Annotated in this window: 10 protein-coding genes; 9 read left to right on the forward strand and 1 reads right to left on the reverse strand. The window is 59.3% G+C overall.

The window, feature by feature from the left end:
- The coding region (locus AB4043_RS01950) for a sugar phosphate isomerase/epimerase family protein (RefSeq protein WP_442306400.1) at positions 1–578 on the forward strand (578 nt) is incomplete at its 5' end.
- Here the strand turns inward: AB4043_RS01950 and AB4043_RS01955 are convergent.
- Positions 538–1,830 (reverse strand): ROK family transcriptional regulator, encoded by a 1,293-nt coding sequence (locus tag AB4043_RS01955; RefSeq protein ID WP_442302630.1) that lies wholly within the window; start codon positions 1,828–1,830, stop codon positions 538–540. The genes AB4043_RS01950 and AB4043_RS01955 overlap by 41 nt on opposite strands.
- A 150-nt stretch (positions 1,831–1,980) precedes the next feature.
- On the opposite strand from AB4043_RS01955, the gene AB4043_RS01960 reads away from it, so the two are divergent.
- The 8 genes from AB4043_RS01960 to AB4043_RS01995 all read left to right on the forward strand — a co-directional run.
- The gene (locus AB4043_RS01960) at positions 1,981–3,321 is read left to right on the forward strand and encodes a DegT/DnrJ/EryC1/StrS family aminotransferase (RefSeq protein WP_442302629.1); all 1,341 of its coding nucleotides are present in this window, start codon (positions 1,981–1,983) and stop codon (positions 3,319–3,321) included.
- Between the two features lie 118 nt (positions 3,322–3,439).
- The gene (locus tag AB4043_RS01965) at positions 3,440–4,516 is read left to right on the forward strand and encodes a substrate-binding domain-containing protein (protein ID WP_442302628.1); all 1,077 of its coding nucleotides are present in this window, start codon (positions 3,440–3,442) and stop codon (positions 4,514–4,516) included.
- A gap of 161 nt (positions 4,517–4,677) precedes the next feature.
- Positions 4,678–5,829 carry a galactokinase gene (galK, locus tag AB4043_RS01970; protein ID WP_442302627.1) on the forward strand — a complete coding sequence of 384 codons (1,152 nt, stop codon included), beginning with the start codon at positions 4,678–4,680 and terminating at the stop codon, positions 5,827–5,829.
- The gene (locus AB4043_RS01975; RefSeq protein WP_442302626.1) at positions 5,829–6,863 is read left to right on the forward strand and encodes a UDP-glucose--hexose-1-phosphate uridylyltransferase; all 1,035 of its coding nucleotides are present in this window, start codon (positions 5,829–5,831) and stop codon (positions 6,861–6,863) included. The genes galK and AB4043_RS01975 overlap by 1 nt, the downstream gene beginning before the upstream one ends.
- Before the next feature lie 103 nt (positions 6,864–6,966).
- Complete coding sequence (locus tag AB4043_RS01980) at positions 6,967–8,631, forward strand: carboxylesterase/lipase family protein (RefSeq protein ID WP_442306401.1); 1,665 nt, start codon at positions 6,967–6,969, stop codon at positions 8,629–8,631.
- A gap of 111 nt (positions 8,632–8,742) precedes the next feature.
- Positions 8,743–10,134 carry a glycoside hydrolase family 28 protein gene (locus AB4043_RS01985; protein WP_442302624.1) on the forward strand — a complete coding sequence of 464 codons (1,392 nt, stop codon included), beginning with the start codon at positions 8,743–8,745 and terminating at the stop codon, positions 10,132–10,134.
- A gap of 6 nt (positions 10,135–10,140) precedes the next feature.
- Positions 10,141–11,655: a GDSL-type esterase/lipase family protein gene (locus AB4043_RS01990; RefSeq protein WP_442302623.1), complete on the forward strand. Its 1,515-nt coding sequence runs from the start codon at positions 10,141–10,143 to the stop codon at positions 11,653–11,655.
- A gap of 225 nt (positions 11,656–11,880) precedes the next feature.
- Positions 11,881–12,583, forward strand: a 703-nt coding sequence (locus AB4043_RS01995) for a pectinesterase family protein (protein WP_442306402.1), incomplete at its 3' end; no start/stop codon positions are given.

Below are 12,583 nucleotides of genomic sequence, written 5' to 3' on the forward strand. Positions count from 1 at the left end.
CCCCCTGGCCGCCGGAGTACAGCGATATGCTGGCGTGGCAGTGGGAGCAGCAGTTGATCCCTTACTGGAAAGATGCCGGAGCATTCGCCGCCGATCACGGCATTGGAGTGGCGATCGAAGCGCATCCCGGTTTCTGTGTCTATAACCCTGAGACCGCCATGCAACTACGTTCCGAGGCAGGAAAGTCCATCGGCATCAATCTGGACCCGAGTCATTTTTACTGGCAGGGAATTGATCTCCCCGCGGCCATCGCCTATCTCGGAGAGGCCATCTTTCATGTGCATGCCAAAGACGTTGCCCTGAACGCTAGCAATGTGGCTCGCACGGGTGTTCTGGATGCAAAGAGCTATACCCGCATGCAGGAGCGCTCATGGCTCTTTCGCAGTGTGGGCTGGGGACATGACGAGCTTGAGTGGAAGCGGATTGCGTCAGCGTTGCGGCTGGCAGGCTACGACCACGTCATCAGCATCGAGCACGAGGATGCGCTGGCCTCGATCCGCGAAGGGCTGGCGGCTGCGGTCGCGACCTTGTCGCGCGTCATCCTGCAGGAACCGCCGGTTGAGGCATGGTGGGTATAGTCGCTTCTGCACCGCGGCGATGATGGATCGTGTCGATCATGGCAGCCGCGGTCAGGCGCGCCGCACCGACGGCTCCGGCATTGGTGCCCAACGGCGAGGAGAGCAACTGAACATCGTTCACTGACTTTTCCATGGCGCGCTGACGGACGACACGGCGAATCTGATCCAGCAGCAGCACGGGAGCGGCGCGGAAGAGTGCGCCGCCGAAGATAATCGCTTCGGGGTTCAGCAGGTTCACCAGGTCGGCCGCGGATGCGCCGATATGCGATGCTGCCTCCGAGAGGACGCGATAGGCGAGACTGTCATTCTCCTCAGCAGCCCTGGCGATGATCTCGATACTGATCTGGTCCATCTGGTTATTGGCCATCTCCAGCGTCTTGGAGATGACGCCTTTGCTGAGGGCTCTGCGGACCGATTCGATGATGGTTGCAGACGAGGCCATTGCCTCCAGGCAGCCGTTGTTGCCGCACAGGCAGAGCGGCCCGTTCTCATCGACAGTCATGTGCCCGAACTCGCCGGCGCTGCCGTTGAAGCCGCGATAGATGCTGCCGCCGATAAAGATGGAGGCGCCGATACCCATGCCGGCATCGACATAGACGAAGTCCTGAAAGTTCTGACCCGCACCCAGAAACCGTTCTGTCGTTGCAACGGCGCGCGCGCTGTCTTCCAGCAGGCAGGGAATACCGAAATAGTCCTCTACCAGCTTCTTCAGGGGAACATTCTTCCACTGTTCCGCGTGCCCCAGCCTGGGGTAGGAAAGCACCATGCCCTCTGCGACATCGATCACGCCGGAGAAGGCAACACCAATACCAAGAACCTTGCTGACTGGAATGCTGCAGGAAGCTAGAGTCTCGTCGATGAGCTGGAAGCAGCGGCTTAGGACAGCTTCGCGGCCGCGCCACATCTCCGTGGCTTCTTCCCGGTAGCCGAGCAGCTTGCCGTTCAGGTCTGTAACGGCAACGCGGAGATTGAAGGTTCCGATATCGACGCCGACCACGTTGCCGAGATCGGGATGTATGGTGAGCGAGATGCGCCTGCGCCCAACGACTTTGGCCGCGGACATCTCTTCCACAAGAAAGTCTTTTTCAACGAGCGCACCCACGACGCCGGTGATGTTGGCGGTGCTCAAACCCAGGCGGTGCGCCAGCTCGACACGGGAGATGGCGGGTTCGCGCTGGATCAGTTGCAGGACAGCCAGTTCGGTCTGTCTTCTGCTCGAGACACGTTCTTTATCATTCCCGGTGCGCGACATATCGTGACCATCATAAGCGAAGGAATCTCCCTTCGCGATGGCAAGTATAAGCCTGTGGGAATCCGATTGACGGGGGCTGGTAAAGGGGCTTACAACTTCGTATACGCAAATTGCGCCACTCGAACCAGCGCGCAGGAGAGCTTCCGTCGCATGATCCGCGATCCTGAAAAGCCGATCCGAACACGGCCTCTGCCGGATGAGTATCCAGGCGTTCATTCCATGGATGAGGACGAGGTCGAGGCGGCCGTCCGGGTTGTCCGAAGCAAGTCGCTCTATCGCTACTACGGCCTCAACCCGCAGCATGAGGTCTCTGCGTTTGAGGCGGAGTTTGCCCGGTTTATCGGCGTGCGACACGCCGTTGCGGTAACCAGTGGAACCTCAGCTTTACATACCGCGCTCTGCGCGCTGCAGGTTGGGCCGGGTGATGAGGTCATTATTCCCGCCTATATGTGGGTCTCAGTGGTTGCGGCGGTCGTGAATCTCGGAGCGATTCCGGTACTCGCTGAGATCGACGAGACCTTCGGCCTGGATCCTGCAGATGTGGAGCGTAAGATCACCCCGCGTACGGCAGGCATTATCGCGGTTCACATGAACGGATGTGCGGTGAACATCCCGCGGCTGGTGGCGATTGCCCACCGCCACAGTGTGTTCCTGCTGGAGGACTGTGCGCAGTGTGTCGGCGCCACGGTTGCCGGCCGTCGCGTCGGTACCTTCGGCGACGTCGCTATCTTCAGCTTCCAATTGAACAAGAACATGACGGTCGGCGAAGCCGGCGCGGTTGTGACGAACGACGAACTTCTCAATCGCCGGGTGGTGGCCATACAGGACTCGGGATACTCGCGCAGCGATACCGATGAACTGCAGATGGATGACGCCGCTTCCTATAGCTGGGGCCGCGGCGTCCGCATGGACGAGTTGCGTGCCGCCGTCTTGCGGGTGCAGTTGCGGAAGGTGGAGACGACGATCGAACGCATGCGGCACAGTAAGAACCGCATCCTTGAATCCCTCTATCCACGCCAGCAGGTCGCGTTTCGTCGCCGCATCGATCCGGCAGGCGACACCAGTTGCTTCCTGCTGACGATCTTCCCGCATCGGGATACAGCGAGAGAGATCAACCGCCTGATGCGGCTCCACGGCATCACCACGAAGTCGCCAGACACCAGCAATATTCTGCTGGCCAACTACGGCATGCACGTCTACTACAACATCCCCTCGCTGGTGCAGAAGATCGGGACCGGCAAGCACGGCTTTCCCTGGACGCTGGCAGAAAACCAGCACTCGGTCTACAGCTATGAGCGAGGCGCATGTCCTGCATCGGACGATCTCTTTGAACGTACCCAGTTGCTCGTGATTCCGTCGTGCCTGACGGCACAGGATGAAGAAGACATCATCGAATCGTTCCATCGAGCGATGGACGCTGTATTGGGGCCGGTGACCTCAATGACAAGCCGCCTCGATCAGAGAGAGTACCTAACCAGCCCCTGCGGCTAGTCTTGGGCGACGTGTCAGATGTCGTTCGTCTTGCTTAAGGAGACGGCTTCAGCCGCTGAGGTACCGGCAGTTATCGACCGGCTACTCCTATCAGTCAATAAGCCCTTAGGATGAAAGGGTGCCCAGACGTCCAGCCAAACCCAATGGCATTCGTGAGATCGCAACCGCGCTGGGCATTTCTATCGGCACGGTAGACCGTGCTCTTCACAACCGGCCCGGTATCAGCGAGCAGACACGTGAACGTGTGCTGCGCATGGCGAAGAAGCTGAATTACTCTCCGAATGTCGCGGCGCGACACCTGAAGCTCTCACGGACGCTTCGCTTCGGCATCTTTCTCCCGGAACGCGTCGCCGTCTTCTTCGATTCCATGCGAGCGGGAATGCGTCTTGCTGCCGAACGTCTGACGACTACGGCTCCTCTTGAGCTGCACTTTTTCAGCTTCCCGCGTCTGGGAGACGGTGACGTGGAGTGCATGGAGCGGGCTCGCTGGCGACAGTTCGATGGCATCGTGCTGGCCCCGGGCAATCCGTCGGCTCTATCGGCGCTGTTTCGCAGGGAGGACGCTCCTCCGATTCTCTTCATCGGCAGCGATGCGCCTTTGCTGGGGCGTATTGCGTCCGTCTCCGTAGATGCCACTGTCAGCGGCAATATCGCTGCAGATCTGCTGGGACGTGTGCTCCCCGACGCAGCGAAGGTGGCGATGATCGCCGGAGACCTCCGCATCCAGGACCACAGTGAAAAGCTGCGCGGCTTCTCCGCTTCGCTGGCTGTTCATGCGCCTCATCTCAGGCTGCTGCCGCCATTGGAGTCCCACGAAAACCCCGAGGAAGGTTATCAGGCGGCACGCAGGCTCTTTCGGCGTCATCGCGATCTCGGCGGCATCTATCTGGGAACAGCGAATAGCCTTCCGGTGCTACGTGCCGCCGATGAGGCAAAGCTCCTGGGCCGATTGAAGATCGTCACGACTGACATCTTCCCGGAACTGATCCCTCTTATTGAAACCGACCGGATTCTCTGCTCTGTGCATCAGCGGCCGTTTACACAGGGTCGTATGGCGATCGAGCTGCTCTATGCCCATCTGTTGGGGCTGAAGACGGTTCCGCCGGTTATCAGGCTGGCGCCGCATCTGGTGCTTCGCAGCAATCTATCGCTCTTCGCCGACGGGTTGGATCAGGACATCCAATTGCCGGAGTAGCGGCTGAGCGATCGCTGATAAAAGTGAAAAATTCTCGGTCTATCTTTCGGTGTATTCCTTTTCGTGTACGTTACCGGGTAAGATGCGAAAATAACCTGAGCAGCTTGCTCCGCCGTTGTTATCTTGTCTTGAATTTTATTTTTGGAATGGGTGACATCCCTTTGAGTACATCGTTTTCAACTCAGCACGAGACCGTCTTCCGTGCTCCCGCGCGCGTAAACCTGCTGGGCGAGCATACTGACTACAGCGGCGGCTATGTGCTTCCAATCGCGATTCCGTACTACACCGAAGTCAAGATCGCCGACGGCGACAGCCGTCACTATTTGTTCCGCAGCCATCAGTTCGCCGGTATTGCCGAGGGAGGCTGGAAGGACCTGCAGGAGCGTCGTCATGCCTGGAGTGACTATCCGGTCGGTGTGTTGCACGAGCTGGTAAAGCTTGGTATCTCCCCACCGCCTTTCGTCATGGACGTCAGTGGCAATGTTCCTCTGGGCGCGGGGCTGAGCTCGTCCGCTTCCATCGAGGTCGCCTCCTGCCTTGCCATGCTGCACCGCAGCGGCAAGACGATGACCGATGCCGAAATCGCGTTGCTCTGCCAGAGAGCAGAGAACATCTTTGTGCAGTCACCGTGCGGCATCATGGATCAGTTTGTTGTTACGGCCGCGAAGCAGGGGCATGCGCTGCTGCTGCAGACACGCGATCTGACCTACGACCTGGTACCGGTGATCAGTGGTGCGCTTGCGGATCTGCGGATCGTTGCCTGCAACTCTCTGGTGAAACATTCCATCGCCGCCGGCGACTATGGCAGCCGCCGTAAAGGTGTTGAGACAGGGCAGCAGGTGCTGCGGGAGCGTTTCCCCGGGCTTCGCGATCTCGGCGATGCCACGCTTGAACAGTTGGAGCAGTGTGCCGGCCAGATGCCGGAAGATGCCTACAAACGTTGCCGCCATGTGATCTCTGAAAATGGCCGCGTCATGGCCGCACGTGAGGCACTGCTTGCGGGGGATGCCAAGCGTTTCGGTGAACTGATGCTGGGCTCGCATGTCAGCCAGAGAGACGACTTCGAATGCAGCTGCGAAGAGATCGACTTCCTGGTTGAGACGGCGATGACCCTGCAGGGATGCGTGGGAGCACGTCTGACCGGTGGCGGCTTTGGCGGCTGCACCGTAAATCTGGTTCGCAAGGAAGATGTGGATGCGTTTACGGCATCCATCAAGGACGCATATCACCAACGCTTCGGCGTTCATCCGGAAATCTACGTTTGCGATGCCGTCGATGGAGCCGTCAAGCTGGCGGCAAAGGAGCGTGCCTGATGGAAACACTCTGGTTGCAAACTCCGCATCGCCGCTGGAATCCGCTACGCCGGGAGTGGGTTCTGGTATCGCCACATCGCACGCAACGCCCATGGCAGGGACAGATGGAGACACCGGCTGTTCCCGCGCCCATCACTTACGATCCCACGTGCTATCTGTGCCCAGGCAACATGCGCGCCAACGGAGAGCGCACACCGCAGTACGAGAGYACATATGTCTTTCAGAACGACTTCGCGGCGTTGAAACAGGATGCGCCGCAGGCGCAGTTTGACCTGGGAGAGGGCCTTCTGCGGGCAGAGACGGAGCGGGGCATCTGCCGTGTGCTCTGTTTCGATCCCCGGCATGACCTCACGTTAGCGACGATGGAAGTCGAGAAGATTCGCAATGTCGTGGATATGTGGACCGCTCAGGCCGAGGAGCTGGGAGCTCGTCCGGAGATTCAGTACGTCCAGATCTTCGAAAATCGCGGAGCGATGATGGGAGCCAGTAACCCACACCCCCACGGACAGGTCTGGGCCACGGAACATATTCCGAACGAGCCGTTAACGGAGCTCGCCGCACAGAAAGAATACTTCGCGAAGTCGCAGGAGCCGCTGCTCGCGACGTACCTGAGCACCGAGCTCGAAGAAGATGAACGTATTGTCGCTTCGAACGAGACGTGGGTCGTGGTTGTGCCGTTCTGGGCGGTATGGCCTTTCGAGACGCTGTTACTGCCCCGTCGCTCGGTAGCATCCTTTACGGATCTGAGCCCCGAAGAGCGTGATGGACTTGCGGGCATCCTGCACACGATTGCGGCAGGGTATAACCGGGTTTTCGATACGCCGTTCCCCTACTCGATGGGCTTTCATCCTGCTCCTTCGGATGGCGAACCGCATCCGGAGTGGACTCTGCATGCGCATTTCTTTCCGCCGCTGCTACGCTCAGCAACGGTACGGAAGTTCATGGTCGGCTTTGAGCTGCTGGGTTCGCCGCAACGCGATATCACACCGGAGTCTGCGGCGGCAACGCTTCGCACAGTGATGCAGACTTCCTAACACGCATCCTCAAGATGCGCCTCATTTGTTCTTTTGCCTGAGCTAAGGCAAGAATGAACCAGAGCCGCATTCCTCTTTCGGAGCGGCTCTGAGGGAGACCGGAGTGCGTCGTCGTGAGTTGCTGCAACATGGGCTTGGTGCCGCTGCCTTACTTTCGTCCCGATCAGTCTTTGCATGGGCGTCGACCGGGTCGAGGCCAGTGGTTCGCACCACTGCGGGCGACGTTCGCGGTACAGTCCGCGACGGCATCGCCGGCTTTCTGGGAATTCCTTACGGTGCTGATACGAAGGCACGCCGCTTCCAGCCGGCGATTCCAGTAGCACCCTGGAAAGGCATTCGCGATGCGACAGCATGGGGAGACCGATCTCCACAGCTCGGTGGAGGACGCGCCCGCCGCGAAGAAACACGCACGAACGCTGAGACCTACCATCTGCCGCCCGACGAAGGCGAGATCAGCGAAGACTGCCTCCATCTGAATGTCTGGACTCCGTTGCCTTCGCGTGTTGGTCATGAACGGCGGCCAGTTCTGTTTTATATCCATGGCGGGGCCTACAACAGCGGCACCGTCAACGCGGCTCTCTATGACGGAACACGGCTGGCCCGTCGCGGTGACGCGGTGGTGGTGACCGTCAATCACCGTCTGAATGCCTTCGGATTTCTTTATCTCGCCGAGCTGATGGATGATCCGGTGTATGCAGACTCCGGGAACGTGGGCATGCTGGATCTGGTGCTGGCATTGCGCTGGGTGCGCGACAACATCGCAGGCTTTGGCGGCGACCCAAACCGGGTCACGATCTGGGGACAGTCTGGTGGAGGAGCGAAGTGTGCCACGCTGATGGCCATGCCAACGGCGCACGGTCTTTTTCATCGCGTCATGAGCATGAGCGGCCAGCAGGTTACCGCGGCCCCAAAGAAGATCGCTAGCGAACGTACACGTGCCTTTTTGGCAAAGCTTGGGTTGGATCACGTCCCCGGCAGCGACTTGCGGCAGAAGCTTGATGCGCTGTCGCTCGAGGCACTGGAAGAAGCCGCGCGTGTCAGCAGTGCCTGGCTTCCGGTTGTCGATGGTGGTGCGCTGCCGCGCCATCCGTTTGATCCCGATACGCCTCCGCTCTCCGCAAATGTCCCCATGATCCTCGGAAACACACATGACGAGACCCGCGGCCTGATCGGCGGCTCRCAGCCTGCTCTTTTCTCGCTGACGTGGGAGGAGGTTCCGGCGGCGCTGACGAAGAACGTTGGCAGCTTCCTCGGCTTTATCGATCCTAAGGACGTTGTAGCGAAATATCGGGGCTGGTATCCGCAGTACTCGCCCTCAGATGTGTTCTTTGCTGCGGCGACTGCATTCCGGTCATGGCCGGGGCAGGTGATTGAAGCGGAGCGACGTGCGCAGAGTCCCGCTGCAAGCCGCACCTGGGTTTATCAGATGAATTGGCCGYCGCCGGTAGCAGGCGGAAAATTTGGCGCGCCGCATACGCTCGATATCCCGTTTTACTTCGATAACCTCGCACTCGCGCCCGGGATGGTCGGCGCATCTGCTGACGATGTGCGCCGTGCCCAGCCGTTGGCCGATGCCATGAGCGAAACCCTGCTGGCCTACGCCAGAACCGGGAATCCAAACAACCCTGCGATACCGCAGTGGCCCTTCTATGATCTATCGAAGCGTTTCACGATGACTTGGGATAATAAGCCGTCAGTTGTCCCCGATCCTCGCGGGGAAGAACGAAAATTTGCGGCACAAGCCCACTACCGCCAGCCTGGGACGTAATCGGCTTCTATATAGAAACGTTTCGATTTGATTTGACGGAAGGAAATCCCGATCCTTATAGTTCAGGCACGCCCTAGGGTGTATCCCCTTGCCGTTTTGAATTGGAGTTGCGTGATCCGTCCTGCTGTTTTTGCTCTCTCGCTTGCTGCCTTGAGTGTCGTCGCTGTGGCCCCCGCTGCAGCACAGGACACACGCCATGTCACTGAGCCCGTCATCCCTGCGGCCTGCACGGTACTGAAGGCAAAACTGCACGCAGAGAACAATGCTCTGCTGGAAGAAGACGAGCAGAAGCTCGATACGGAGCGCATTCAGCATGCGCTCGACATCTGCGGCAGCGGAAAGGCGGTAGCCCTGCGCGCTGATGGTATGCAGAACGCATTTCTCAGCGGCCCTCTGGAACTGCGCGAAGGTGTCACGCTGTTGGTGGACAAAGGGGTAACGCTCTACGGTTCAAGCGATCCCAAGCTCTATGACACCAAGCCCGGTGGATGCGGTACCTCCGGTCCTGACAGCTCGCCCTGCAGGCCGCTCATTAGCGTGAAGGATGTGAAGAATGCCGCGATTATGGGCGATGGAGCCATCGATGGACGGGGCGGAAGCCGATTGATCGGCAAAAGCTATAGCTGGTGGCAGCAGTCGCGCGCGGCCGAGCCGACGAATACCAAGTACTCTGCACCGCGGTTATTGATTGCGAACCACGCCGACGGCCTGGTTCTGTATCGCATCCGCCTGCATAACTCGCCCAACTTCCATGTCGCGGTGAACAACACAAACGGATTTACCGTGTGGGGCGTGCATCTGTTGACGCCCACCGTGCGCGGGACAGATGCGCGTAATACGGACGGTATCGACCCGGGAAGCTCTGAGAACGTCACCGTCACCAAGAGCTGGATCGACAATGGCGATGACAATATTGCCATCAAGGCCGGCGTGCACCGCATGAGCGTGATCGACAACCACTTCTACAGCGGCCACGGCATGTCGATGGGCTCCGAGGCGCGGGATGAGTCGGACATCCTGGTGGATACGCTGACGCTCGATCACACAACCAGCGGAGTTCGTATCAAGAGCAACGTGCAGCGCGGCGGCATGGTGCGCGGTGTGACCTATCGCAATCTCTGCCTGCGCAATGTTCCCGTGCCGATCTCCATCAGCCCGTTCTATAACGGACAAACGACGGACGGCATCGACGATCTCGGTATGAAGGGGCCGCTGACGCCTGACTACAAGGGCATCCGGATTGAGAACTTCATCAGCCTGACTCCCGGTATCGTTCAGGTTGCAGGTCTTAACGCCGAACATCCGACGGAATTGACTTTGGATGGAGTTGACGTGCGCGGCGTAAAGCCGGAGCAGGTGCGTGCCCGATACAGTTCCATCACCGTTGGACCGAAGGGCGCAAACTTCACCTTTACCAGTTCCGGCGTGACTCCAACGACGCCGACGCCCAAGTTGAAGATGGACTTTAGCTGCGATAACAAGTTTGTTCCGTACCAGGACTAGGAGAAGATGATGTGGATTGCTGCCAGAAGTCTGGGCGCGTTGTTCCTCTGTGCCGTCGTAACCGGCGCTGTCGCTGAAGATGCGTATGTCGGTTCGCAACCGGCCCAGCGCAGGCCGGGGACCGCAGTGCGTGTCGATCTGATCGGTGATTCTACGCAGACCGACAGCGCCGGTTACGGCCGCGGCTTCTGCGCCAACCTCTCGGAGAAGATCGACTGCCTGAATATGGCAAAGGGCGGCGCCAGCACCAAAACCTATCGCGAGCTCGGCCTCTGGGATCGCAGCCTGAGCACGAAGCCCGATTACATGCTGATTCAGTTCGGGCACAACGATATGGAGACGGCCGAGCACCTGGATCGGCAGGTCTCCATGGCGGACTACGAGAAGAATCTGCGTCGCTACGTTGAGGAAGCGCGCGCTCATGGCATTAAGCCGGTGCTGGTGACGCCGTTGACCCGCCGGTACTTCGAAAAGGACGGCAAAGTCCATAGCGATCTTCTGGCGCATGCCGCGACCATGAAGCGGGTTGCCACGGAGATGCAGGTGCCGCTTATTGATCTGCAGGCCGAGAGCATTGCCTATCTGGACGGCATCGGAGAGCAGGCGGGACTGAAGCTCGGCATCACCAAGAAGGACAAGGACGGAAAACTGCAGCCCGACAAGACGCACCTCGATTGGCAGGGAAGCTATGCCTTCGGCCGCATCGTCGCCGTCGATCTCGGCAAAGCTGTTCCTGCGCTGCAGCAGTATGTGCGGCCCAATGCGGCGGAGCTTCCTCCTGAGGGGCAGCTTGCCATGCGTGTCATCCAAGGGGCGCCCTTCAAGGTGGTACTGACCGGTGATTCAACGGTTGCGCTTGAGGGAGGCTGGGGCCCGGGCTTCTGTGCGACCCTTACACCGAACGTCGCCTGTGTTGACCTGGGGCAGAACGGCCGCAGCACGAAGAGCTACATTGATGAAGGCTGGTGGAAGAAGGCGCTGGACGAGAAGGGGAGCTACTACTTCATCCAGTTCGGCCATAACGATCAGAAAGATGACCCGAAGCGGCACGCCGATCCTGATGGCTTGTATAGCGAGAACCTGCGGCGGTTTATTCAGGATGTCCGTTCCATCGGCGGTATTCCGATCATCGTCAGCTCTCTTTCCCGCCGGAACTACAAAGACGGCAGGCTGGTGAAGGATGGCCTGGACGAGTACTCGGCCGCGGCTCGTCGTATGGCTGCGGAAGAGAAGGTGACGTTTGTCGATCTCTTCAGCCTGTCGCAACATTTCCTGTCGGCGAAGACTCAGGAGGAGGCGGATGCGTTCAACGCGACAACTCATCCTGACGCCAATGCCGAGAACGGCAGTGCAGTGAAGCCAGACCGGACGCACCTGAATGACAAGGGCAAAGCGGTCTTCGGCCGGATGGTTGCGGACAATGTCATCCGTACGCAGGTGGAGCTTGGGCCGAATGTCAATGGGCTTCCAGACGGCGCAACCCCGGTCCTGCAGCAGGCTGCACCGACCGACGGACACTAGAGCATTTCCCTGTAGGTGTAGAGTAGGGCTTCCGCATCTATGGGCGTTTTCCGCAATGAAAACGCCGCTGCACACCAGTTCCGGGCTACCCGGCAACAGGGAAAATGCTCAAGCACCAGAACCTATTTCATCCAATAAAGGAGTGGTTCCGTGAACGTTTGTCGCTTGACGGGGCGTCTGGTGATAGTGGCCGTATGTACCTCGTACGCACTGGCCGCAGGGGGCGTGAGGACTCTGACTGTCGCGAAGCAGGGCAAGGCCGACTTCCGCACAGTGCAGGATGCAGTCGATCATGCTCCGTCAGACGGCTCCATTATCCGCATCGCTCCAGGAAAGTACCGCGAGAAGATTCATGTCGGCACGCCAAATATTGAGCTGATCGGTACAGGCAAACTGCCGCAGGATGTCGTCCTGAGTTGGAATGATTCTGCCAAGTCCGCCGGCGGTACAGGCAAGAGCGGAAGCGTGAGTGTCGATGCCGACGGTTTTGCCGCTGAGAACCTCACCATAGAAAATACCTGGGAGTTGGAGCACGAGCGCCTTGAGGAGGGATCTCAGGCGGTGGCATTGCTTATGAGCTCAGATAAGGCGGTGCTCGATCGCGTGCGCCTCCTGGGCGCCCAGGACACCCTCTACGCGAATAGCCGCACCTGCCACGACAATCTTCCAAAAGATGGCAGCGCACCTGCTCCGGGACGCACGGCCTGCCTTGCCTCGCGGCAGTACTTTCACGACTGCTATATCGAAGGGCACGTCGACTACATCTTCGGCGACGCCAAGGCTGTCTTTGATCATTGCGAATTGCACTCCCGCCACCACGATACCGTCATGCTGACGGCGCAAAGCAAGCACTTCCCGGAAGAAGACTCCGGCTACTACTTCCTGCACTGCCGCATTACCGGGCAGGACGTCGGTGACAAGGTAGTCC

The organism is Terriglobus sp. YAF25 (assembly GCF_052113305.1).
Taxonomy (GTDB): Bacteria; Acidobacteriota; Terriglobia; order Terriglobales; family Acidobacteriaceae; genus Terriglobus.